We start from the raw sequence: 25111 nt of genomic DNA on the forward strand, positions 1-25111 counted from the left end.
AGGCGCTGCGAGCGCAGTGAGCAGGGCACCGCCCGCGAACAGGAGTCGCCGTGAACCTCAGCAACTACCTCGTGCTCGCGTCGGTCCTGTTCGCGATCGGCGCCACCACGGTGCTGCTGCGCCGCAACGCGATCATCGTGTTCATGGGCGTCGAGCTCATGCTCAACGCGACCAACCTCGTGCTGGTGACGTTCGCGCGGCAGCACGGCGACCTGTCCGGGCAGGTGATGGCGTTCTTCGTCATGGTCGTCGCAGCCGCGGAGGTCGTCGTGGGCCTGGCGATCATCGTGCAGATCTTCCGTACCCGCCGGTCGGCCTCGGTCGACGACGTCAACCTGCTCAAGAGCTGAGAGGCCATCGGTGACCTCATCCCTCGCGACCCTCGTGACGGCCGCGACACCTGACGCTGCCCCCGCGGGCGGCGCCTTCACGCTCGCGTGGCTCCTCGTCGCGCTGCCCCTCGCCGGAGCCGCGGTGCTGCTGCTCGCCGGGCGCCGCGCCGACCCGTGGGGGCACTGGCTGGGGGTCCTGGCGTCCGGGGCGTCGTTCGTCGTCGGGGTCGTGCTGCTCCTGGCGCTGCGCGCCCGTGACGCGGACGAGCGGGTGCTGGACCTGCACCTGTTCCGGTGGCTGCCGACGGGCACGTTCGGCGTCGACGCGGGGCTGCGGATCGACCCGCTGTCGGTGACGTTCGTCCTGCTCGTGACGTTCGTCGGGACGCTCATCCACGTGTACTCCGTGGCCTACATGGAGCACGACGTCGACCGGCGCCGCTTCTTCGCGTACCTCAACCTGTTCGTCGCGGCGATGCTCGTCCTGGTGCTGGCGGACAGCTACCTGCTGCTGTTCTTCGGCTGGGAGGGCGTCGGGCTCGCGTCCTACCTGCTCATCGGGTTCTGGAACCACCACACCCCCAACGCCGTCGCGGCCAAGAAGGCGTTCGTCGCCAACCGCATCGGCGACCTGGGCCTGCTCGTCGCGCTGATGATCATGGTCGCCACGTTCGGCGCCGTGGACTTCGCGACCGTGCTGGGCGCCGCACCGGCGGCGAGCGAGGCCACGCTCACCGCGCTCGGGCTGACGCTGCTGCTCGCCGCGTGCGGGAAGTCGGCGCAGTTCCCGCTGCAGTCGTGGCTCGGGGACGCCATGGCCGGTCCGACGCCGGTGTCCGCGCTCATCCACGCCGCGACCATGGTCACCGCCGGGGTGTACCTCGTGGTCCGCTCCGCGCCGATCTACGAGGGCGCGCCGACCGCGCAGCTCGTCGTGGTGATCGTCGGCGCGATCACCCTGCTGTTCGGAGCGATCGTGGGCTGCGCCAAGGACGACATCAAGAAGGCCCTCGCCGCCTCGACCATGTCGCAGATCGGCTACATGGTGCTCGCCGCCGGTCTGGGGCCGGTCGGCTACGCGTTCGCGATCTTCCACCTCGTCACGCACGGCTTCTTCAAGGCCGGCCTGTTCCTGGGCGCCGGGTCGGTCATGCACGGCATGGGCGACTCCGTGGACATGCGGCGCTTCGGTGCGCTGTCCGGGCTCATGAAGGTCACCTGGGGCACGTTCGCCCTCGGCTGGCTCGCCATCCTCGGCGTCCCCCCGTTCTCCGGGTTCTGGAGCAAGGACGCGATCATCGAGGCGGCCTTCGTGGGGGAGGGGTGGCGGCCGTGGGTGTTCGGCACCGTCGCCCTCGTCGGCGCCGGCCTGACCGCGTTCTACATGTCGCGGCTGTACTTCATGACCTTCCACGGCAAGCGCCGGTGGAACAGCGGGCACAGCCGCGGGACGGAGCGGGACACCGGCCCCGTGCTGCACCCGCACGAGTCCCCGCGGCTGATGACCGTGCCGATGGTCGTCCTCGCGGCCGGCTCGCTCGTGCTGGGCATGCTGCTGGCCGCGGGTGACGGGTTCGTCACCTGGCTGGAGCCGGTGACGGGTGTCGCCGAGCACCACGAGCCCGTGCTGCCGGTGCCGGCCATCGTGACCCTGACGCTGCTGCTCGTCGTCGCCGGGGCCGCCCTCGCCTGGTTCCGGTTCGGGCGCCGGCCGGTTCCGCTCCGCCCGCCGGCGGCGTCCGCGCTGACCCGCGCGGCCCGCCGCGACCTGTACCAGGACGACGTCAACGACGCCCTGCTCGTGCAGCCGGGCACCTACCTGACGCGGTCGCTGGTGTTCGGCGACCGGACCGTCGTGGACGGGTCGTTCCTCGGCCTGGGGCGCCTGCTGGTGCGCCTGGGCGACGGCGCGCGCCGCCTGCAGACCGGCTTCGTCCGCTCCTACGCCACCACGATGACGGCCGGGCTGCTCCTGCTCGTCGGCGTCGTCCTGGCCACCCGGTTCTGACAGGGAGATCCCATGCGCCTCGACGAGCTCCCCCTGCTCACCGTCCTCATCGTCCTGCCGCTCGTCGGCGCGGCCGTGGTCTGGGCCCTGCCCCGCGCCGCGCGTGCGCGCGCCCGGACCGTCGCCGTCACCGTCTCGCTGCTCGAGCTCGTCGTCGCGGTCGCCGCGGCCGGTGCGTTCGACACCGGCGACGCCGGCACCCACCAGCTGCTCGAGACCCACCCGTGGATCCCGGCGATCGGCGCGAGCTACGCCGTCGGCGTCGACGGGGTCGCGCTGCTGCTCGTGCTGCTCGCGGTCGTGCTGACGCCCCTGGTGCTGCTCGCCGCGGACCGCCACCAGGGCGGCACCGGGGACCGGCTGCAGCACTACCTCGCGCTGGTGCTGGTGCTCGAGGCCTTCATGGTGGCGGTGTTCGCCGCGCGGGACGTGTTCCTCTTCTACGTCCTGTTCGAGGCGATGCTCGTCCCCGTCTACTTCCTCATCGGCGCGTTCGGCGGGCCGCTGGGACGGTGGGCCGCGGTGAAGTTCCTGGTGTTCTCCCTCGCCGGCGGCCTGATCATGCTGGTCGCCGTCATCGCGCTGTACCTGCAGGGACCCGGCGGCCCCCAGGGCTTCCTCACCGACAACCTCACCGGGCTCGACCTGCCCGTCGTCGGCGAGCGGCTGATGTTCCTCGCGTTCTTCCTCGCGTTCGCGATCAAGGCGCCCATGTGGCCGGTGCACACGTGGCTGCCGGACGCCGCGCAGAACGCGACCGCCGGCACCTCGACCCTGCTCGTCGGCGTGCTGGACAAGGTCGGCACCTTCGGGATGCTCACGCTGTGCCTGCCGCTGTTCCCGGACGCGTCCCGGTGGGCGGCGCCGGTCATCATCGCGCTCGCCGTGGTCTCGGTGCTCTACGGGGCGCTGCTGGCGATCGGCCAGCAGGACCTGATGCGGCTCATCGCCTACACCTCGATCTCCCACTTCGGGTTCATCGTGCTGGGGATCTTCGCGTTCACGTCCGTCGGCGTGCAGGGCTCGGCGCTGTACATGGTCAACCACGGCCTCTCGACCGGGGCGCTCTTCCTCGTCGCCGGCTTCCTGGTCGCCCGGCGCGGCAGCCAGCGCATCGCGGACTTCGGCGGCCTGCAGAAGGTGACCCCGGTGCTGGCCGGGACGTTCCTCGTCGCGGGCCTGTCGGCGCTGTCGCTGCCGGGGCTGTCGACGTTCGTCAGCGAGTTCCTCGTGCTGGTCGGCACGTTCGCCCGGTCCCGCCCGGCGGCGGTCGTCGCCGTCGTGGGGGTCGTGCTCGCCGCGCTGTACGTGCTGATCACCTACCAGCGGCTGTTCACCGGTCCGGTGCGCGACGAGCTCGCGACCACCCGGGACCTGTCCGTCCGGGAGGTCTGGGTCGTCGCCCCGCTCATCGCGCTGATGGTGGTGTTCGGCTTCTACCCGGCGCCGATGATCGACCTCGTCCGGGAGCCGTCGCTGGTCACGCTCGACCAGGTCGGCGTGCCGGACGTGCCGGGGGGCACGGTGGTGGACAGGGCCGCCGACGGCGGGACCGATGACGGCGACGACGAGGGGAGCACGCGGTGACCGGGGCGTACACGGCGGTGGGCACGGGGTTCACCCCGCCGGACGTCGACTGGGCGCCGCTCGCGCCCGTCCTGCTCGTGCTCGGTGCCGGCGTCGCGGGGGTGCTCGTCGAGGCGTTCGTCCCGCAGCGGCTGCGGCGGCCGGTGCAGCTGGTCCTGGCGCTCGCGGCGACCGCCGGCGCCCTGGTGGCCGTGGCGGCGCTGTGGGCCGGGGTCCGTGACACCGGTGGCACCGTGGTGCTGGGCGGCTCGATGATCCTGGACGGCCCGGCGCTGGTCCTGCAGGGGATGGTCGCCCTGCTCGCGCTCGTCGCGCTGCTGGTCGTGGCCGACCGCGGCCAGAACGGGGAGGACGCGTTCGCCCCTCAGGCCGCCGCCGTCCCCGGCTCGCAGTACGAGCGGACGGCGACGGAGCAGGGCCTGGCGCAGACCGAGGTCTACCCGCTCGTGCTGTTCGCGTCCGGCGGCATGATGATCTTCCCCGCGGCCGGGGACCTGCTGACCATGTTCGTCGCGCTGGAGGTGCTGTCCCTGCCGCTGTACATCCTGTCCGGCCTCGGCCGGCGGCACCGCCTGTGGTCGCAGGAGGCGGCCATGAAGTACTTCCTGCTCGGCGCCTTCACGTCCGCGATCTTCCTGTTCGGGGTCGCGCTGCTGTACGGCTTCGCCGGCTCGGTCCGCCTGAGCGTGATCGCCGAGGCCACGGCCACCACCGTCGGCCTGGACCCGCTGCTGCTCGGCGGGGTCGTCATGGTCGCCATCGGGCTGCTGTTCAAGGTGGGCGCCGTGCCGTTCCACGCCTGGACGCCGGACGTGTACCAGGGGGCCCCCACGCCGATCACCGGGTTCATGGCCGCCTGCACCAAGGTCGCCGCGTTCGGCGCGCTGCTGCGGCTGGTCTACGTCGTGGTCCCCGCCGTCGAGTGGGACCTGCGGCCGGTTCTGTGGGCTGTGGTGATCCTCACGATCGCGGTCGGCACGCTGGCGTCCCTGGCGCAGCAGGACATGAAGCGGATCCTGGGCTACTCGGCGATCGCGCACACCGGGTTCATCCTCACCGGCGTCGTCGCGCTCGACGTCGACGGCGTCTCCGGCGTCCTGTTCTACCTGCTGGCGTACGGCGCCGCGGTCATCGGGGCGTTCGCCGTGGTGACCCTCGTGCGGTCCGTCGACGCCCAGGGCCGGGTCACCGGCGAGGCGACGCACCTCAACCAGTGGGCCGGTCTCGGCCGGCGCAGCCCGTGGCTGGCCGGGGCGTTCTGCCTGTTCATGCTGTCGTTCGCCGGGATCCCGCTGACCGCCGGCTTCATCGGCAAGTTCGCGGTGTTCACCGCCGCGGTCGACGGCGGGGCGACCCCGCTCGCTGTCGCGGGCGTCGTCGGGTCGGCCGTCGCCGTCTTCTTCTACATCCGCATCGTCATGGTGCTGTTCTTCTCGAGCCGCTCGCCGGAGGCGGACCGCGTGCACGGCGCCGTGACCGTCGTGCGCTCCGAGGGGCTCACGACGGTCGCGATCGGGCTCGCCGTGGTGGCCACCATCGGCCTCGGGGTGCTGCCCTCCCCGGTTCTGGATCTGGTCGGCGAGGCGGCTAGGTTCATCCCGTGACCCCCACGACAGCGTTCCCGCTGCCCGATCCTGCGCTCGCCGAGGTGCTCACCGCCCGGCTCGCCGTGGTCGAGGAGCGCCTGCGGGACGCGGTCGCGCACGCGGACGCGCTCGCCGACACCACCGCGCGGCACCTGGTCAACGCGGGCGGCAAGCGCCTGCGCCCCATGCTCACCCTGCTCGCCGCGCAGCTCGGGGACGGCCAGCGGCCGGAGGTGGTCGACGCCGCCGTCGTCGTGGAGCTCACCCACCTCGCGACCCTGTACCACGACGACGTGATGGACAGCGCCCCCCTGCGCCGCGGGGCACCGGCCGCGCACGAGGTGTGGGGCAACTCCGTGGCGATCCTCACCGGCGACCTGCTGTTCGCTCGCGCGTCGACCACCGTGGCCGGCCTGGGCCCCGAGGCCGTGCGGCTGCAGTCGACGACGTTCGAGCGGCTGTGCCTGGGCCAGCTGCACGAGACCGTCGGCCCGCAGGACGGGGACGACCCGGTCGAGCACTACCTGCGCGTGCTCGCCGACAAGACCGGCTCGCTCATCGCGACGTCGGCCCGGTTCGGCGCGATGTTCGCCGGCTGCCCGCCGGAGATCGTCGGGCCCGTGACCCGCTACGGGGAGAAGGTCGGCGTCGCGTTCCAGCTGGCCGACGACGTCATCGACCTGTCCGCGGACGGCGCCCGCACCGGCAAGACGCCGGGCACCGACCTGCGCGAGCAGGTGCCCACGATGCCGGTGCTGCTCCTGCGGGCGCGGGTGGAGGCCGCCGGCGACTCCGGCGGCGCGGACGACCGGGCCCTGCTGGACCTGCTGGACTCGGACCTGTCCGACGACGCGGCGCTGTCCGAGGCGGTCTCCGCCCTGCGCGCGCACGCCGTGGTCGCCGAGACCCGCGCGCTCGCGGTGACCTGGGCGCAGGCCGCCGTCGACGAGCTGCTCACCCTGGAGCCCAGCCCCGCCAAGGACGCCCTCGTCGCGTTCGCCGACGCCCTGGTCGACCGGGCGTCCTGACGGCCCGGCGAGGAGACTGACCGTCATGACGCTGCACCCCGACCAGCCCGCCGCCGACGTCCGGCGCCCGAGCGCGGCGGGCACCATGACGGCCGACCAGGCGGCCGGCTTCGCCGCGACGTTCGACCGCCTGGTGGGCAACGTCGGCGAGGCGCTGCTGGGCAAGCCGCACGTGGTCCGGCTGGCGTTCGCGTGCATGCTCACCGAGGGCCACCTGCTGCTGGAGGACGCACCCGGCACCGGCAAGACGTCGCTGGCGCGGGCGATGGCCGGGACCGTCCAGGGCAGCCACCACCGCATCCAGTTCACCCCGGACCTGCTGCCGAGCGACGTCACCGGCGTGACCGTGTACGACCAGGCCACCCGGACCTTCGAGTTCCACCCCGGCCCCGTGTTCGCCTCGATCGTGCTCGCCGACGAGATCAACCGGGCCTCGCCCAAGACGCAGTCCGCGCTGCTGGAGGTCATGGAGGAGGCCCAGGTCACCGTCGACGGCGTCACGCACGCGGCGCCGCGTCCGTTCATGGTGATCGCCACGCAGAACCCCGTCGAGCAGGCGGGGACCTACCGGCTGCCCGAGGCGCAGCTGGACCGGTTCCTCATGAAGACGTCGATCGGGTACCCCGACCACGCCTCCACCGTGCAGATCCTGGCCGGGGCGTCCGAGCGGGACCGCTCGGGGCACCTGCGGCCGCTGATCACGTCCGCCGGGGTCGCCGAGCTCATCGAGCTCGCGACGACGACGCACGTCGACGGGGCCGTGCTGGAGTACGTGTCGCTGCTCGCCGAGGCGACCCGGGACGCGCCCGAGACCCGGCTGGGCGTCAGCGTGCGCGGGTCCCTGGCGCTGGTGCGCACCGCCAAGGTGTGGGCCGCCGCGCACGGGCGCCACTACGTGCTCCCCGACGACGTCAAGGAGCTCGTCGGGCCGGTGTGGACCCACCGCCTCGTGCTGGACCCGGAGGCCGAGTTCACCGGGACGACGTCCGGCGACGTCGTGCAGCGCGTCCTGGCGGACGTCGCCGCGCCGCTGGAGCGCCGCGCCGCCGTCTGACCGCCGACGTCCGGCCGCCGGGTGCCCGGTACGGCCGGGATGTCCGCCGGAGCGAAGGTCGTCCCACCGGGATCACTCATACCCTCGCGCCCCCACCCGATGGGGAGGGCAGACCTGACCCTGCGCCCGGCCCCGCCGGGCGCGACCGCGAGAGGAGAGCCGTGCACACGACCGCGGGCTCGGCCACCGACATCGGGCGCGTGCGCCGTCTCAACGAGGACACCGCGCTCGTCCACGCCCCGGTCTTCCTCGTCGCGGACGGCATGGGCGGGCACTCCGCGGGTGACGTCGCCAGCCGGGTGGCCGTCGAGGAGTTCTTCCAGCTCGCCGGGCGTCCGGTGACCACGCACGAGGACATCCAGCGGTGCGTGGAGCGCGCCGCCGCACGGGTGCGGGTGACCGTCGGCAGCGGCCGGACGGCCGGCACGACGGTCGCCGGTGTCGCGGTCACGTCCCACGACGGCGAGCCGTACTGGCTCGTGTTCAACGTGGGCGACTCGCGCGTGTACCGGCTCGCCGACGGCGCGCTGGAGCAGATCAGCGTCGACCACTCCGTCGTCCAGGAGCTCGTCGACGCCGGACGGCTCAGCCCCCAGGACGCCGAGCGCCACCCCGAACGGCACATCATCACCCGGGCGATCGGGACCGGTCCGGCCCCGAGCCCGGACTACTGGCTCCTCCCGGCAGCGCCGGCCGACCGCATGCTGTGCTGCACCGACGGCCTCACCCAGGAGCTCGACGACGAGGCGATCCGCTTCCTGCTCATGGACCAGCCGGACGCGCAGGAGGCCGCGCAGGCGCTCGTGCGCGCCGCGGTCGAGGCCGGCGGCCGGGACAACGTGACGGCCGTCGTGGTCGACGTCACCGACGGCGGCTGCCGCGCGGTCGACGACGCCACCGTCGAGCGCCCCGGCACCTCGGCCGACCGGCCCCGCGACCCGGACGGAGCCGTGACCGCGTGATCGTCCCCGAGTACACCCCCGGCGACTGGGTCGCCGTCGTGACGGACGGCGGCGTCGCCGTGCTGCCCCCGGGCACCGACGGGGCGACCGTGCGGCGGCTGTGGACCTCCATGCGCGGCGACGGCCCCGGCACCGCCCTCGTGCGGCACCTGCAGGAGATCACCCGGGACGGCCTCACGTCCCTGCCGCCGTTCGCGCTCCTCTCGGTCGCCGCCGGGCGGCTGCACGCCGTCGTGCGCGGCGACGTGCGCGTCGCGGTCACCGTCGCCGACGGCTCGCGGGTGCTCACCGCGCCCGACGTGGCCACCTGGTGCGAGCAGGTGGTCGAGGACGTCCTGGCCGTCGCCGTGCACGCCCCGGGCGCGGACGCCGTCGCCGCCGCACCGTCGTTCCCGCTGCTGTCCGGAGTCGCGCACGTGGCCGCGGTCCGGGTCGAGCTGCGCCGGACGCCGGCCGGCGTGGGCGAGGACGAGCCCGGCGTCGAGCCGGTCGTGGTCGAGCCGGTCGTCATCGAACCCGTGGTCGAGCCCGTCGTGGCCGCGCCCGTCGCCGCGCCGGCGCCGCACGGCCGCCGTCCCCAGGGCGGGCTCGTGCTGGCGCCCGCCGTGCCGGCGCTGCGGCCGCAGGTGCCGTCGCCGGCCGTCCCGGCCGACCTCCCGCTCGAGGCCGAGCCGTTCGACCACACGCTCCTGCGCCCGCCGCACGCGGCGGAGTCGGTCAGCCGGGCCGTGCCCCCCGAGGTCGTGGCCGCGGTCCCGCCCGTCGCGTCCGCCGTCGCCCGTGGCGGCCCTGCCCTCCCCGCTCCCGTCGACCGTGCGCTCGCGGACGCCTCCGCGGACCACGACGGCACCACGGTCCTGTCTGCCGACGTCGTCGCGCTGCGCCGCCGCCTGCCCGACTGGGCCGGTCACTCGGTGCTCGCAGCCCGCACGGCGGCCGCCGCGTCCGCCGCCCCGGCTCCGGCCCTTGCACCAGCCCAGGCGCCGGCCCCGGTCCGGTCGCCGGCCCGGCTGGCCATGTCCACCGGCGACCACGTGCCGCTCAACCGTCCCGTTCTCATCGGCCGGGCCCCGCAGGCGGCCCGCGTGCACAGCACCCAGGTCCCGCGGCTGGTGACCGTCCCGAGCCCGCTGCAGGACATCTCCCGCACGCACGCCGAGGTCCGGATGGACGGAGACGACGTCGTGCTCACCGACCTGCACTCGACGAACGGCGTGCTCGTCGTGCGCAGCGACGCCGGCCCGCAGCGTCTGCAGCCCGGTGAGGCGACGGTGCTGCAGCCGGGGGTGCTCGTGGACCTCGGGGAGGGCATCACCTTCACCGTGGAGCGGGGCGCGTGACGACCGGTCGCCGGCCGTCGACGCCCCCGGTCATCGCGGGCTACAGCGTGGGTCGCCTGCTCGGCATGGGTGGCTTCGCCGACGTCTTCCTCTACGAGCAGCAGCTGCCGCGCCGCCCGGTCGCGGTCAAGGTGCTGCTCGCGGACACGCTGGACCCGGAGGTGCTCGCCCGCTTCGGGACCGAGGCCGACCTCATGGCGCGGCTGTCCCACCACCCGTCCATCGTCACCATCCACCAGGCCGCGGTGGCCGCCGACGGGCGCCCGTACCTGGTGATGGAGCACTGCTCGCGACCGGGCCTGGGCGCCCGGTACCGCACCGAGCGCATCCCGGTCGCCGAGGCGCTGCGGATCGGCATCCGGCTCGCGTCCGCGGTGGAGACCGCGCACCGCGCCGGCATCCTGCACCGCGACATCAAGCCCGCCAACGTGCTGACCACGGACTTCGGCTGGCCGGCGCTGACCGACTTCGGCATCGCGGCGACCACCGGGTGGAGCCGCGGCTCGGCCGTCGGCATGTCCATCCCGTGGTCCCCGCCCGAGCTGCTCGCCGAGCACCCCACCGGCGACGTGCGGGCGGACGTGTACTCCCTGGGCGCCACCGTGTACGCGCTGCTCGCCGGTCGCTCCCCGTTCGAGGTACCGGGCGGCGAGAACGGCCCCGCGGACCTGATCGCGCGCATCGAGCGGTCCCCCCTGCCCGCGACCGGCCGCGCCGACGTGCCGGCGAGCCTGCAGGCCGCGTTCGCCCGCGCGATGGAGAAGGACCCGGTCCGCCGGTTCCACTCCGCGCTCGCGCTGGCCCGCGCGCTGCAGGCGGTCGAGCACGAGCTCATGCTGCCCGGCACGCCCGTCGAGCTGGCCGAGGGGACCGGGGCGTCCGCGGTCGAGCCGTCGCACGCGGTCGACGACGCCGTCACCCGGCTCCGCCCGGTCGTCACCATCGACCCCGAGGGCCCGGACGCGACGCCGCCCGTCGCGCACCGCCCGCCCGCCCGCTCCACGGCCGACGAGGCCGCCGAGGCGACCCGCGTCCGGCCGGTCAGCACCATCCGTCCGGAGGGTGCCGCCGTCGCGGCCCCCGAGCCGCACGCCCGGATGCCCCTCGCCGCCGGACCCGCTCCCGAGGCCGCCCGCGACGCCCCGGCACCCGCGGACGGGACCAGGGGCAGCACGGGGGGCAGCACCGAGGGCACGACGGACCCGGCCGCGCCCGCCGGCGGACGCCGCCGCCGGACCCGCATGCGGGCCGGGCTGGCGGCGCTCGTCGTCGTCGGCACGCTCGCCGGCGCCGCCGCGCTGGCCGAGCCGGACCGGGCGCCCGCGGCCGGTGCCGTGGCGTCGGACCACCCGGTCCCCGCCGTGGTCACCGCCGTGCCGAGCCCGCAGGGCGTCGCCGGGGCGACGCAGCCCGACGGATCGGTCGTGTTCACCTGGACCAACCCGCAGCCGCAGGACGGTGACCGCTACCTGTGGGGCGTCACCCGCGCCGGCGAGCCGACCCGGATGCGGACGGTCGACGAGCCGACGGTCGTCCTCGCGCCCGAGGCCGCCGCACCCGTCGCGCTCGAGGCCGGCGCCGCTGCGCCGCTGTGCGTCGAGGTGTCGATCGTCCGGGCCGACCGCCGCGCGTCCACCCGGCCCGCGGTGGGGTGCGCCCGGTGAGCGCGGCCGCCCCGGCGACCGCGAGCACCCCGACGCCGCCCGCGGACGGGTCGCGCCGCGGCCCCCGGTCGTGGACGCGCACCGGCGCGCTCGCCACCGCACCGCTGCTGCTGGCCGTGCTCGCCCTGGTCCACCCCGGGCAGGCCGTGTCCCAGCTGGACCTGCACGACGGCGGCGTCTGGCTGACGAACTCCGCCGAGCTCAAGCTCGGCCGGTACAGCTCCACCGTCGACGAGCTCAACGGCGGCCTGGTCGCGACGGCGGCGGACCTGGACGTCCTGCAGGACGGCGCCGACGTCGTCCTCGTCGAGCCCGGCAGCATCGCCGTCGTCGATCCCGCGAGCGTCACCCCGCGTGCCGAGGCGGCGGTGCCCGCCGCCGCCGAGGTCACCATGGCCGCCGGCACCGTCGCCGTCCTCGACCCGGCCGACGGGTCCCTGTGGGCCGCGACCACGGACTCCCTGCGCGACCTGCGCACCGACGCGGGCACCGCCGACCTCGACCTCGGCGACGGGGGCCGGGCCGTGGTGACGACGTCCGGCACCGTGCTCGCCGCGGCCGCCGACGGCGCGCTCAGCACCCTGGCGGTCGACGGCGCGGGCACCACGGTCGCCGCGGGGGACCGGCTCGCCGGTGACCCCGTGGCCGGCTGGGACGCGGTGACCGCGGTCGGCGACGAGGCCGTCGCGCTGGCCGGGGCGAGCCTGCGCACCGGGTCCGCCGCCGTCGACCTGTCACGCTACGGCAGCCCGCTGGCGCTGCAGCAGCCGGGCCCGGCGTCCGGGTCGGTCCTGGTCGCCAGCCCGATCGCCCTGCTCGAGGTGCCGCTCGACGGCGGGACCGTCCGCGAGCACCGCTCCGGTGGCACCGGCGCGCCGGCGGCGCCCGTCCGGGTCGGGACCTGCTCGCACGGCGCGTGGGCGGCCGCGACCGGCAGCTACCTCGTCGCCTGCGACGGCGAGGACGAGCACCGCCTGGACCTGGCCGGCATGAGCGCGCAGGACGCGCTGGTGTTCCGGGTCAACCGCGGCGTGGTCGTGCTCAACGACACCGGGCGCGGCCGGGTCTGGGTCCCGACCCGGGACCCCGAGCTGCGCGAGCCCAACTGGCAGGACGTCGAGCCGGAGCGCCGCGAGCAGGACTCCGACGACGACTCCGACGCCCGGCAGAGCACCCAGGACCTGCTGACCGAGTGCACGCCGCAGTCGGCCCCGCCCACGGCGGCCGACGACGAGTTCGGCCTGCGTCCGGGCCGGACCACGGTCCTGCCGGTCGTCGACAACGACGCGTCCTCCGACTGCGGCGTCCTCGTGGTCTCCGAGTTCGACCCGCTGCCGGCCGCGTTCGGCACGCTCGTGCCGGTGCACGGCGGCCGCGCGCTGCAGGTGGACCTCGCCGACGGGGCGAGCGGGTCCGCGTCCTTCACCTACACCGTGACCGACGGCCGCGGCAGCTCCGCGCCGTCGACCGCCACCGTCCGGCTCGGCATCCGGGCCGACGGCACCAACGGCGCGCCGGTCCAGGTCCGGGTGCCCTCCCTCGTCGTCGAGCAGGACGCGCGCGCGTCCCTGGAGGTGCTGCCCGGCTTCCTCGACCCCGACGGCGACGACCTCGTGCTGGTCGGCGCCACCGCCGGCGCCGCCACCGTGCGCGCGCGCCCGGACGGCCAGGTCACGGTCACCGCCGACGGCGGGGCCCTGGGCCGGGTCGACGTCCGCCTGCTCGTCTCGGACGGCACCGACACGGTCGAGGGGCTGCTGACCCTCGACGTGCGCCCGGCCGGGTCCGCAGCGCCGCAGGTCGACCCGGTGCACGCCGTCACCGAGGTGGACGTCCCGGTGACCGTGCGCGCGCTGGACGCCGTGCGCGGCGGCTCCCGCGAGCCGGCGCGCCTGGCCGCCGTCGACCCGCTGACGGGCGTCACGGTCGAGCCGGACCTGGATGCCGGCACGTTCCGCTTCGTCGCCCCGCGCGCGGGCACCTACTACGTGACGTTCGCGGTCGCCGCCGGACCGCAGCAGACGGCCGGGGTGGCCCGGGTCGACGTGCGCGACCGTCCGGCGCAGCCCGGCGGCCCGCTGGCCGTGGGGGACCGCGCGCTGCTGCCGGCGGGTGGGGAGGTCACCGTCGACCCGCTCGCCAACGACGTCGACCCGGCCGGCGGGGTGCTTGTCCTGCGGTCGGTCGACGTGCCCCCCGAGTCCGGGCTGCGGGTCGCCGCCGTCGGGCACGAGCTGCTGACCATCACCGCCGTCCGGGCCCTGCAGGGGCCGGCCACGTTCGACTACGTCGTGTCCAACGGCGTCGCCGAGGCCCGCGGTCAGGTCGTGGTGCGACCCGTCCCGGCCGGCGCCACCCAGCAGCCGCCGGTCGTCGAGGACGTCACCGCCGCGGTGCGGACCGGCGGCGTCGTCACCGTGCCGGTGCTCGAGCACGCCGTCGACCCCGACGGGGACCCGCTCACCCTGGTCCCCGAGCTCGCCGAGCCGCTGCCCGCCGGGCAGGGGCTGCTGTTCGTCTCCGGCGACGTCCTGCGCTACCGCGCCCCGGCCGGGCCGACGACCGCCGTCGCGGCGTTCGACGTGCGCGACCGCGCCGGGAACGTGACCACCGCCCGGCTCACCGTCACCGTCCACGCGTCCGACGCCGCCACGAAGGCGCCGCCGCGCCCGAGGCCCGTCACCGCCCGCGTGTTCGCCGGGGAGACCACGCGCATCGCGGTGCCCCTGGTGGGCATCGACGCCGACGGCGACGGCGTCACGCTGCTCGGCCAGGACCGGGCGCCGGACAAGGGCCGGGTCGTCGGCATGGGCGCGGACTGGCTGGAGTACGAGGCCTACGCCGACCAGAGCGGGACCGACGAGTTCACCTACGCGGTCGAGGACTGGGTGGGTCAGCGCGCCGTCGCCACCGTCCGGGTGGGGATCGCCGAGCGCCCCGCCGACGCCGACCCGGTCGTGGCGCGCGACGACCAGGTGAGCGTCCGGCCGGGCCAGCTCGTCGAGGTGCGCGTGCTCGACAACGACGTCGACCCGGGCGGCGACGAGCTGCGGCTGGAGCCCGGGCTCGAGCTGCAGCCCGGCGTGGACGCGCGGGTGACCGGGCGACGCATCGTGGTGCGAGCCCCCCACCGGACCGGGGTGCTGCAGGTCGCGTACACCGCGAGCAACGCGCGCGGCGGCCGGGACCGGGCCGTCCTGACGGTCGACGTCAGCGCGGACGCGGCCGTCCTGCCCCCGGTCGCCCGTGACGTCGTCGTGCCCGCCACGCAGACCATCGGCCGGACGCAGGTGGAGGTCGACGTGCTGGCCCTGGCGACGAACCCGAGCGGCCCGATCGGCGACCTCGCCGTCTCCGTCGACCCGTCGGCCGCCGCCGTCGCGACCGCCACCCCGGCCGGCTCGGTCGTCGTCACGCTCGTCGCCGAGGCCCAGACCGTCCCCTACGTGCTCACGAACACCGCCGACGCCGGCGGCGCCCGCAGCACCGCGTTCATCACCGTGCCCGCGCTCGGGGACTTCCCGCCGGTCCCGCGCCCCAGGGCGCCGGCCCTGCAGGTGCTCGCCGGCGCGGAGCTGACCGTCCGGCTCGCCGAGCAGGTCCAGGTCGCCCCCGGCCGCACCGCCCGGATCACCGACCCGGCGCGCGTGCAGGCCACGCGTGCGGACGGCTCGCCGCTCGTGCGCGGTGACGACCGCACCACGGTCGTGTTCCGCGCCCCGCGCTCCTACGCCGGCCCCGCCTCCGTCTCCGTCGAGGTCACCGACGCCACCGGCCCGGGCGACCCGGGCGCCCGGGTCCGGACGCTGACCCTGCCGATCACCGTGCTCGCCGCCGAGGACCACCCCCCGACGTTCGCGCCGGCCGTCGTCGACGTGGCCCCGGGCGAGGCGCCGGTCGCGGTGGACCTCACCGCCTTCACGTCCGACCCCGTCGGCGCCGGGGACGACGCCGCGTACCGGTACACGGTCACCTCGGCCGTCCCCGAGGGGTTCACCGCGACGCTGGACCGGACCGTCCTGCGGGTCGCGGCGTCCGCCGACGCCGCGCGGGGGACCTCCGGGAGCCTGGGTCTGAGCATCGGCTACGGCGCGGCGGAGGTGGGCGCCCGCGTCGAGCTGCGGGTCGTCGCGAGCACCCGGCCCCTGGCCCGGGTCGTGGACGCGACCGTGCCGGACGGCGTCGAGGGCCGCGCCACCACGGTCGACGTGCTCGCCGGCGCGTTCAACCCGTTCCCGGGCTCCGCCCAGGTGAGCGGCTCCCAGGTCTCCGTGCGCCCCGCCGAGGGCTTCATCGGCACGATGGTCACCCGGTTCTCGGTCCGCGACGCCACCGGCGACCCGGCCCGGCAGGTGGACGGACGCGTCTCGGTCGTGGTCCGCGGCCGGCCCGGCGCGCCCACGCCGCCCCGCGTCGTGGAGGTGCGCGACCGCGCCGTCGTCCTGGCCTGGGACGCGCCCGCGATCAACGGCGAGCCGATCAGCGCCTACCGGGTCACCGCCCAGCCCGGCGACCTCGCGCAGGAGTGCGCCGGCACCACCTGCACCGTCGAGGGGCTGGCCAACGACACGACCTACACGTTCACCGTCGCGGCACGCAACGCCGTCGACTGGTCGCCCGAGAGCGGCGCGTCCGCCCCGGCGCGGCCGGACCGGCGCCCGGAGACGCCCGCGGCTCCGACCGTCGTCGCCGGGGACGCCTCGCTCACGGCCACCTGGGCCGCCGCCGCGACGACCGGCTCGCCGGTGTCGCGGTACACCGTCGAGGTCAGCCCCGCGCCGGCCGGGGGCGCGACGCTCACCACCGCCGGCACGTCCGTCACCGTGGGCGGCCTGACCAACGGCGTGGCGTACACCGTCCGCGTGCGGGCGCACAACGCCGCCACCGAGCCCAGCGACTGGAGCGCGCCGTCCGCGGGGCAGGTGCCGGCCGGACCCCCGGCGAGCCCGTCCCCGACGGCGACCCGGCAGGGGTCGGGCTGGTTCGACGGCGCCGGCCGCGTCGACCTCGCCTGGACGACCCCGGCCGGCAACGGCGACCCGGTCAGCGCGTACGAGGTCGCGGTGGACGGCGGGACCGTCCAGACCCTGCCGGGCAGCGCCACGACGTGGGCGTTCACCGCCGCCGAGCGCGGGGTGACCTACACGTTCGGCGTCCGCGCCCGCAACCGGTCCGGCTGGTCGGCGTGGGGGACGGTCACCGGTGGTACGTGGAGCGCGCCGTCCGCCCCGCGCGGGGCGTCGGCCCAGGCCGGCCCCGCCGACGCGGCGTACGGGCAGGGCTCGGTGACCTACAGCTGGGAGCCGCCCGCGGACGCCGGCGGCGCCGGACTGACGATCACCGGGTACCAGCTCGAGGGCGTCGCGGCGCTCGTCGGCGGCACGTCGTACACCGCTACCGGGCTGACGGGCGGTCCGACCCCGCCCACCCGGGTCCGCGCGGTCAGCTCGGCCGGCGAGGTCAGCGAGTGGGCGCCCGTCGCGTCGACCACGGTCGTCACCGTCCCGCAGGCGCCCACGGCCACCGTCCGCGCCGACGTCGACGGACGGCTCGTGATCGAGTGGCAGTCCCGCGACCCGGGCGGCGCCCCGGTCGAGGCGGCGCGCTACCGGGTGGTGGACCACGGCGACTGGGTCACGGTCGGGGACGGCCGTGACCACGGCGCGGTGACCGCCGACCACCGACCGGGGCCGGGGGAGCCGGTGCGCGTCCTGGTGCAGGTCCGCAGCCTCGGCGGGTGGAGCGAGGCGGTCGAGGTGACCGGCGTCCCGGTCCCGGACCAGGAGGAGCAGCCATGAGCGACCGTCCCGTGTCCGGGCTCGGCTGGACGGTGGCCGCGGCCGGCCTCGGGCTGGCGGTGCTCGGGGTGCGCCTCGGGTGGGTGGAGGCGGCCTCGGCCGGCGCCGTGCTGCTCGCCGCGCTCGCGGTCGCCGCCGCCCTGACCGTCGGACGCTCCACCTACGCCGTCGAGCTGGAGCTCTCCGGGCGCCGGGTGCGGGTCGGCGAGCGTGCCGTCGGCCGGATCGCGGTGCGCAACACCTCCGGGCGGCGGCTGCTGCCGGCCCGGGTGGAGCTGCCGGTGGGCCGCGGGTCCGCGGACTTCCCGCTGCCGTCGCTGGGCCCGGGCGACCGCCACGAGGACGTCTTCGCGGTGCCGACCTCGCGCCGCGGCGTCGTCGTCGTCGGGCCGGTGCGGTCCGTGCGCGGTGACCCGTGGGGCCTGGTCCGCCGGCGCCTGGACTGGACCGACCCGGTCGACCTCTACGTCCACCCCCTGACCCATCCGCTGCCCGGCGCCGCCCAGGGCGCCCTGCGGGACCTGGAGGGTCAGGCGACCCGGGTCGTGTCCGACAGCGACCTGGCGTTCCACGCGCTGCGCGAGTACGTCCCCGGGGACGACCGCCGCACCATCCACTGGAAGGCGACCGCCCGGCACGGCGACCTCATGGTCCGTCAGTTCGAGGACACCCGCCGCAGCCACACCGCCGTCGCGCTCGCCACCGACCCGGACGGGTACGCCGACGCCGACGAGCTCGAGCTCGCGATCTCCGTGGTCGCGTCGCTGGGCGTCGCCGCCCTGCGCGACGAGCGCGAGGTGACGGTCCTGGCCGGGGGCGAGCCGCTGCGCGCGGGCACCCCGCAGCGGCTGCTCGACGACTGCGCGTCCCTCGCGCCGGCGCCCGGCCAGCCCGGTCCGGCCGACCTCGCCGCGTGGGTCCGGCGGCAGGTCCCGCACGCCTCGGTCGCGATCCTCGTGGTCGGGTCCGTCCCGACTCCCGCGGAGCTGCGCGCGTACGCGTCCGCGGTCCCGGCCGGGACGCGCACCCTCGTCCTGGCGTGCGACCGGTCGGCGCCGACCGGCGTGCGCACCGCCGGCACGACGACCCTCGCCCGGGTCGCGGCGCTCGGCGACCTGCCGCGCACGCTGCGGGCGGCGGTGGCCGCATGAGCCGCCTGACCGCGCCCACCGGCGCCGGCACCGCCGTCCGCCGTCGCCCCCGCGGTCGCACCCCGGCGCCCGACGACGCCGGCCGCCGCCGGCCCGTCGTCGACGTCACGGTCCTGCTCCTCACGCTCGTGCTCGCGGTGCTGCCGGTGCTGCCGGTGTTCGGCGGACCCGGGTCGCGGGTCGTGCCCGCCCTGGCGGGCGGGCTGGTCCTCGGCGTCGTCGTGGCCGCCGTCGCCGCGCACCGCGCCTGGTCCGCGGTCGGCACGGCCGCCACCGCGGTGCTCGTGTGGCTGCTGGCGGGCGGGCCGCTCGCCGCACCGGGCACCACCGTCGCCGGTGCCGCGCCCACGCTCACCACCGTCACGACGCTGCTGCGCGGTGCGGTGACGTCGTGGAAGGAGGTGCTGACCCTCGAACCGCCGCTCGCGGTCACCGGAACCGCTCTCGTCGCGCCGTACGCGCTCGCGTTCACCGGCGCCGTCACCGCCACGAGCGTCGCGCTGCGTGCCCGGAGCGGTCGCGTCGCGTCGGCCGCGGCCGTGGTCCCGGTCGTCGTCGGCCTGGTCGCGGTGCTGCTCGGCACCCGGCAGACCGTCCTGCCCGTCGTGGCGGCCGTGGTGGCCGGCGTGACGCTGGTGACCTGGGCGTCCTGGCGGCAGGGGCTGCTCGCGGTCCGCCGCGTCGTCGCGCTGGCCGTGGGGACCGCCGTCGTCGCCGTCGGGGGCGCCGTCGCGGGGCCCGTGCTGGCCGAGGGCAGCCCGCGTTTCGTCCTGCGCGAGCACCTCGTGCCGCCGTTCGACCCCCGTGACCACCCCAGCCCGCTGGCCGGGTACCGCCGCTTCGTCAAGGAGTGGAAGGACACCGAGCTGCTGACCGTCCGGGGCCTGCCGGACGGCGTGCCCGTCCGGCTGGCCACCATGGACCTCTACGACGGGGTGGTGTGGAACGTGTCGGGTCAGGGTGCCCCGGACGGGTCCGGCTCGTTCCGGCGGCCGGGTGCCCCCCTCGCCGTGCCCGCCGCGGGCGCCGGCCGGCCCGTCGAGGTCGAGGTGGACGTGCACGCCCTGCCCGGGGTGTGGCTGCCCACGGTCGGCCAGGTCGTCGACCTGCAGGCCGCCGGCCCCGACTCCGCGGACGTGCGCGACGAGCTGCGCGTCAACGACGCGACCGGCGCGGCCGTGCTGACCGGCGGGCTCACCGACGGCCTGTCGTACACGCTGCGGGCCGTCGTCCCGCCGGTGCCCGAGGACGCCGAGCTGGCCGACGTGCCGGCGGCCGCGGTGAGCCTGCCGCAGCCGCTCGCCGTGCCCGACGTCGTCCCCCTGGTCGCCACCGAGCTCGCGGCGACCGCGTCGGGCCCGGTCGGCACGGCACGCACCCTCGAGGCCGGTCTCGTCGAGCGCGGCTGGTTCAGCCACGGCCTCACCGACTCCGGCGACCACCCGTCCCTGTCCGGGCACGGCGCCGACCGGATGACGTCCCTGCTCGGCGGCGACCTCATGGTCGGCGACAGCGAGCAGTACGCGTCCGCGATGGCGCTCATGGCCCGCGAGCTGGGGCTGCCCGCGAGGGTCGTGCTCGGCTTCCGTCCGGGCGCCGGTGAGCGGGCGGAGGAGGACGCCGCTGCGGGGGACACCGCGACCGGAGCCGCCGGCGAGGTCACGCTGACCGGCGACGACGCCGAGGCCTGGGTCGAGATCGCCTTCGCCGGTCACGGGTGGGTGCCGTTCCACCCGACCCCGGACGAGAGCAAGACCCCCAGCCAGGACACCCCGCAGGACCGGGCCGACCCGCAGCCGCAGGTCGTGCAGTCGCCCCCGCCCGCCCCCGAGCCGGTCACGCCGCCCGAGGACGACACCGAGCAGGTGCGCACCGAGGACCCCGGCACGGACGACGGCGCCGCGTCGGTCTGGCGCCGCGTCGCGCTGGTCGCCGCCGTGGGTGCGGTGCCGCTGCTGCTGGTGCTCGGACCGCCGCTGCTGGTCAGCGCCCTGCGCCACCGCCGTCGACGCCGCCGCCGCACGCGCGGCGACGGCGTGGCGCGGGTCGCGGGCGGGTGGGACGAGGTCCTCGACGCCGCCACGGACCTGGCCGTCCCCGTCCCCGACGGCGGCACCCGGCGGGAGACCGCCGCCCTGCTCGTCGCCGAGCTCGGCCCCGCGAGCGCGTCGCCGCTCACCCGGCTGGCCACCCAGGCCGACGCCGCGGTGTTCGCCCCCGGCCAGCCGCAGCCCGCGGAGGTCGACGCGTACTGGGACCAGGTGTCCCGGACGGTGGCGACCATGCACGCCGCCGTCACGCGCGGTCAGCGCCTGCGGGCACGGTGGTCCACCGCGTCCCTGCGCCGTCGTCGGTCCCGCCCGCTGCGTCGCCGCCCGTCCACCGCACCCGCATCCACCACAGCCCACCCATCCCCACGAGCCCGGGCGTCCGCACGCCGGGACGGAGCGTCATGACCCCCCCGACCTCTCCCGGGACGCCCTCCCCGACCTCCGGCCGGCACCGCCGGCCGAGCCGGTTCGACCCGCTCGGTCGCCTCCGCGCCCGCCGGGAGGCCGCCGCGCCGTGGGGTGCCACGGCGTGGGATCTCGCGCCGCGGGGTGCCGTGCCGTCGAGTGGCGTGCCGGCCGGTGCTGCCGTGACGGCCGCATGGCCCACCGCGCGGGACGCCGACGCCCCGTTCGCACCGCTCTCGCCCGACGGCGCACGGGCGGCCCGGGAGCAGGCCCGGGAGGCCCGCGAGGCACGGGAGGCACGGGAGGCACGGGAGGCACGGGAGGCACGGGCCGCCCGGGAGGCGTGGAGCGCGCCGGAGGTGCGGCCGGCCTCGTCCGTCGATCCGGCGATCGACGTGGCCTGGGCGGCGATCGAGGCGGAGCGCGGCTGGGACGCCCCCGCGCCCGCCTGGCAGGTTCCCGCCCGGGAGGCCCCCGCCCGGGAGGCCCCCGCCCGGGAGGCCCCCGCCCGGGAGGCCTCCGTGCCGGTGCCCCGCGTCGCCCGGGACCTCGGGGTCCCGGCCGGAGACACCACGGACCGGCCCACCGGCCACCTCGACGTCCCGGCGGTCCCGGCGGTCCCGGTGGACGGACCCTGGGCGCGGCTCGAGCTCTCCGACGGCCGGACGCTGACCCTCACCGGGACGGTGCTGGTCGGGCGGGACCCCGCGCCCCGGGTCGGCGAGCGGCCCGGCCGGCTGGTCGCCGTCCCCGACGCCCGCAGGTCCGTCTCCAAGACGCACCTCGGCGTGGGCGTCGACGCCGGGGGCGCCTGGGTCGTCGACCGGCAGTCGACGAACGGTACGGTCGTGACCCTGCCGGACGGTCAGCAGATCCTCTGCGTCCCCGAGCGCCGCGTCCGGCTGACGCCCGGGGCGTGCGTGTCCTTCGGGGAGCACACGTTCACCGTGACGGTCGTCGACCCGACGGCCACCGGACGGACGACCGACCCGACCAGCCACCCGACGACCACCGACCAGGAGCCGCCTCGATGACCCGCACCGTGCGGTTCCCCAGCGACGCCTTCCCCGCGTTCCCCGCCATCGAGCTCGACCACCCGCAGGGGTGGGCACCCGGCGCCGGCGTCGGGGTCGTGCTCGCGGTGACCAAGCGGGTCGCGCCGCGCACGTTCCAGCCCCTCGTCGGGGTCTCGGTCGCGCGGTTCGCGCCCGGCTACACCCTGCAGGACGCGATCGACACGGTGCTGGCCAGCGTCGCCCCCCTCGCGCAGTACTCCGAGCTGGGCCGCGCCGACCTGGACGTGCTCGGGCTGCCCGGGTTCCGGATCGAGGGAGCGTTCGTCCACCCGCAGGTCGGCGGGCTCGTGCAGGCCGCCCGGATCACGGTCGTCGACCACGGGTCGGCGGTGGACTTCGTGCAGATCACCGGCACGTGCACCGCCGTGCAGGCCAAGGGCACCCTGGACGAGATCCGCTCCATCCAGGCGTCGGCCCGCCTGGGCTGAGTCCCGGCCGCGCTCGGGCTCGGGTCGTCAGGCCGCGGCGGGCGTGGCCGGCGCCGACCGGCGTGCCAGTGCCTCGGCCCGCCCCGCCCGCAGCCCGTCGGTGGTGAGCACCACGAGCGCGACCCACACCAGCGCGAAGCCGAACCACCGCGCGGGCGGCATGTGCTCGCCGAAGACCAGGACGCCGAGCAGGAACTGCAGAGTGGGCGCGATGTACTGCAGCATCCCGACGACCGACAGCGGCAGCCGGCGGGCCGCGGACCCGAACAGCAGCAGCGGCACCGCGGTCACCACGCCGCTGGAGACCAGCGCGACGACGTGCCACGGGCCGTGCGCCCCGAACCCGCCGGTGCCCTGCGCGGCGAGCACCAGCAGGTAGCCCGCGGCGAGCGGCATCAGGACGAGCGTCTCGACCGCCAGGCTGGCGACCGCCGGCACGGTCCGGCCGACCCGGTTCTTCAGCAGCCCGTACCCGCCGAAGCTGAACGCGAGCGCCAGGGCGATCCACGGCAGGCGGCCGTACCCGACCGTGATGACGACGACGGCCAGGGCACCGAACCCGAGCGCCACCCACTGCGCCCGGCGCAGCCGCTCGCCCAGGACGAACACCGCGAGCAGCACGGTCACCAGCGGGTTGACGAAGTAACCGAGCGCCGTGTCGACCACCTGGTCGGACAGCACGCCGTACACGTAGGTCGTCCAGTTGACCGCGACGAGCGCCGCGGCGACCGCGAGCAGACCCAGCGTCCGGGGGGTGCGCAGGACCGAGACGAACGTGCCCCACGTCCGGGTCACCACGAGCAGCAGCAGGCAGAACCCCAGCGACCACACCACCCGGTGACCGATGATCTCCACCGCGCCGGCCGGCTGCAGCAGCGGGAAGTACACCGGCAGCACGCCCCACAGGAGGTACGCCCCCGCGCCGAGGGCCAGGCCGGTGCGGTCGGGAGCCGCCGTGGCCGGCGAGGTGGGGACGGTCGCGGTGGGGCGCGTGCTGCTCACCGGGTGAACCTAGCCCCGCCGACGGCGCGGTGCGGTTCACGCCGTCGCGGGGCAGCCCGCACGCGGCGCCGTCACGCCGATCCGCCCCGACCGTCCACGCCCGGCGTGACGCACCACATAAGGCGACCCTCACCCCGCGCCGTACACTCGAGGGGAGAACCCCGCCGCCCGGCAGCGCGCGACCCGTCCCCGACGTGGTCCGCCCGGGAGCGGCGGGCGTCCCCGAACCGGAAGGTCCCGCTCGTGAGCACACGACCCCTGCGCGTCGCCGTCGTCGGCGCCGGCCCCGCCGGCATCTACGCCTCGGACATCCTGTCCAAGACCGACCTCGACGTCAGCATCGACCTCTTCGAGCGGCTGCCCGCGCCCTTCGGCCTCGTCCGCTACGGGGTCGCGCCCGACCACCCCCGGATCAAGCAGATCATCGTCGCGCTGCACAAGGTGCTCGAGCGCGGCGACGTCCGGCTGCTCGCCAACGTGGAGTACGGCGTCGACCTCAAGCTCGAGGACATGCGCCAGTTCTACGACGCGGTGATCTTCTCGACCGGCTCCATCCGCGACGCCGCCCTGCCGATCCCCGGGATCGAGCTGACCGGGTCCTACGGCGCCGCGGACTTCGTCTCCTGGTACGACGGGCACCCCGACGTCCCGCGCACGTGGCCCCTGGAGGCCCGTGAGGTCGCGGTCCTGGGCGCGGGGAACGTCGCGCTCGACGTCGCGCGCATCCTGGCCAAGCACGCCGACGACCTGCTGCCCACCGAGATCCCGGCCAACGTGTACGACGCGCTGAAGGCGTCCCCGGTGACGGACGTGCACGTCTTCGCCCGCCGCGGCCCCGCGCAGGTGAAGTTCTCCCCGCTGGAGCTGCGCGAGCTCGGCCACGTGCCGGACGTCGACGTCGTCGTGTACCCGGAGGACTTCGACTTCGACGAGGGGTCGATGGCGGCGATCCACTCCTCCAACCAGACCAAGCAGGTCGTCAAGACCCTCACCGACTGGACGCTCAAGGACCCGGCGGAGATGACCGCCAGCCGCCGCATCCACCTGCACTTCCTGCACCGGCCGGTGGAGGTGCTCGGCGAGGACGGTCGCGTCGTCGGCCTGCGCACCGAGCGCACCGCGCTGAACGGCGACGGCACGGCCAGCGGCACCGGCGAGCACCACGACTGGCCCGTGCAGGCGGTCTACCGGGCGGTCGGGTACTTCGGCTCCCCGCTCGTGGACATCCCGTTCGACGACCTGGCCGGCGTGATCCCGAACCGCGGCGGTCGCGTCGTGGACGTGGACGGCGACGTCGTCCCCGGCGTCTACGCCACGGGCTGGATCAAGCGCGGACCGGTCGGCCTCATCGGGCACACGAAGTCCGACGCCACCGAGACCATCCGCCACCTCGTGGAGGACGTGGTCGCCGGCGACTCCGAGCAGGGTCCGTCGGTCCGCACCGCCGTGGAGACCGAGCCGGACGCCGTCACCGAGTTCCTGCGCTCCCGCGCGGTGCCCGTCGTCGAGTGGTCCGACTGGGAGCTGCTCGACGCGCACGAGCGGGCGCTCGGCGAGGCGGCCGGACGCGAGCGCATCAAGGTCGTCCCGCGCGACGAGATGACGCTCATCGCCCGCGCGCGGCGCGTCCAGGGCTGAC

The 25111-nt window shown here is 76.2% G+C and carries 16 protein-coding genes; 15 read left to right on the forward strand and 1 reads right to left on the reverse strand.

Features of this window, described 5'->3' with window-relative positions:
• Positions 1-50 precede the first annotated feature (50 nt).
• The 14 genes from nuoK to CAE01nite_RS17985 all read left to right on the forward strand — a co-directional run bounded on the left by nuoK (position 51) and on the right by CAE01nite_RS17985 (position 22470).
• Positions 51-350, forward strand: a complete 300-nt coding sequence (nuoK, locus tag CAE01nite_RS02810) for an NADH-quinone oxidoreductase subunit NuoK (RefSeq protein WP_146899519.1) — start codon at positions 51-53, stop codon at positions 348-350.
• A 34-nt stretch (positions 351-384) separates the two neighbouring features.
• The gene (gene nuoL / locus CAE01nite_RS02815) at positions 385-2340 is read left to right on the forward strand and encodes an NADH-quinone oxidoreductase subunit L (protein ID WP_146899892.1); all 1956 of its coding nucleotides are present in this window, start codon (positions 385-387) and stop codon (positions 2338-2340) included.
• 12 nt (positions 2341-2352) lie between these two features.
• The gene (locus CAE01nite_RS02820; RefSeq protein WP_146899522.1) at positions 2353-3927 is read left to right on the forward strand and encodes an NADH-quinone oxidoreductase subunit M; all 1575 of its coding nucleotides are present in this window, start codon (positions 2353-2355) and stop codon (positions 3925-3927) included.
• Positions 3924-5531, forward strand: coding sequence for an NADH-quinone oxidoreductase subunit NuoN (nuoN, locus tag CAE01nite_RS02825; protein ID WP_246130954.1), 1608 nt, complete (start codon positions 3924-3926; stop codon positions 5529-5531). Before CAE01nite_RS02820 ends, nuoN begins: the two co-directional genes overlap by 4 nt.
• Positions 5528-6541, forward strand: coding sequence for a polyprenyl synthetase family protein (locus CAE01nite_RS02830; RefSeq protein WP_146899525.1), 1014 nt, complete (start codon positions 5528-5530; stop codon positions 6539-6541). The genes nuoN and CAE01nite_RS02830 overlap by 4 nt, the downstream gene beginning before the upstream one ends.
• 25 nt (positions 6542-6566) lie before the next feature.
• A complete protein-coding gene (locus tag CAE01nite_RS02835; protein WP_246130955.1) occupies positions 6567-7595 on the forward strand; it encodes an AAA family ATPase in 1029 nt (342 codons plus the stop codon).
• 161 nt (positions 7596-7756) lie between these two features.
• A complete protein-coding gene (locus CAE01nite_RS02840) occupies positions 7757-8557 on the forward strand; it encodes a PP2C family protein-serine/threonine phosphatase (protein ID WP_146899528.1) in 801 nt (266 codons plus the stop codon).
• Positions 8554-9897, forward strand: coding sequence for an FHA domain-containing protein (locus tag CAE01nite_RS17975; RefSeq protein WP_186816388.1), 1344 nt, complete (start codon positions 8554-8556; stop codon positions 9895-9897). Before CAE01nite_RS02840 ends, CAE01nite_RS17975 begins: the two co-directional genes overlap by 4 nt.
• Positions 9894-11561, forward strand: a complete 1668-nt coding sequence (locus CAE01nite_RS02855; protein ID WP_146899531.1) for a serine/threonine-protein kinase — start codon at positions 9894-9896, stop codon at positions 11559-11561. The genes CAE01nite_RS17975 and CAE01nite_RS02855 overlap by 4 nt, the downstream gene beginning before the upstream one ends.
• The gene (locus tag CAE01nite_RS02860; RefSeq protein WP_146899533.1) at positions 11558-17359 is read left to right on the forward strand and encodes an Ig-like domain-containing protein; all 5802 of its coding nucleotides are present in this window, start codon (positions 11558-11560) and stop codon (positions 17357-17359) included. Before CAE01nite_RS02855 ends, CAE01nite_RS02860 begins: the two co-directional genes overlap by 4 nt.
• Positions 17356-18510, forward strand: a complete 1155-nt coding sequence (locus CAE01nite_RS02865) for a DUF58 domain-containing protein (protein ID WP_146899536.1) — start codon at positions 17356-17358, stop codon at positions 18508-18510. Before CAE01nite_RS02860 ends, CAE01nite_RS02865 begins: the two co-directional genes overlap by 4 nt.
• The gene (locus tag CAE01nite_RS02870; RefSeq protein ID WP_146899539.1) at positions 18507-20966 is read left to right on the forward strand and encodes a transglutaminase-like domain-containing protein; all 2460 of its coding nucleotides are present in this window, start codon (positions 18507-18509) and stop codon (positions 20964-20966) included. Before CAE01nite_RS02865 ends, CAE01nite_RS02870 begins: the two co-directional genes overlap by 4 nt.
• A gap of 182 nt (positions 20967-21148) precedes the next feature.
• Positions 21149-22000 carry an FHA domain-containing protein gene (locus CAE01nite_RS17980; protein WP_186816389.1) on the forward strand — a complete coding sequence of 284 codons (852 nt, stop codon included), beginning with the start codon at positions 21149-21151 and terminating at the stop codon, positions 21998-22000.
• Positions 21997-22470, forward strand: coding sequence for an LpqN/LpqT family lipoprotein (locus tag CAE01nite_RS17985; RefSeq protein ID WP_186816390.1), 474 nt, complete (start codon positions 21997-21999; stop codon positions 22468-22470). The genes CAE01nite_RS17980 and CAE01nite_RS17985 overlap by 4 nt, the downstream gene beginning before the upstream one ends.
• A gap of 27 nt (positions 22471-22497) precedes the next feature.
• Here the strand turns inward: CAE01nite_RS17985 and rarD are convergent, their stop codons facing one another.
• A complete protein-coding gene (gene rarD / locus CAE01nite_RS02880; protein WP_146899542.1) occupies positions 22498-23472 on the reverse strand; it encodes an EamA family transporter RarD in 975 nt (324 codons plus the stop codon).
• Positions 23473-23715: 243 nt separating this feature from the next.
• Between rarD and CAE01nite_RS02885 the strand changes: the two genes are divergently transcribed.
• On the forward strand, positions 23716-25110 hold the full coding sequence (locus CAE01nite_RS02885; protein ID WP_146899545.1) for an FAD-dependent oxidoreductase: 1395 nt from the start codon (positions 23716-23718) through the stop codon (positions 25108-25110).
• Position 25111: the final 1 nt, after the last annotated feature.

The organism is Cellulomonas aerilata (assembly GCF_007991755.1).
In the GTDB taxonomy this organism is placed as follows: Bacteria; Actinomycetota; Actinomycetes; order Actinomycetales; family Cellulomonadaceae; genus Pengzhenrongella; species Pengzhenrongella aerilata.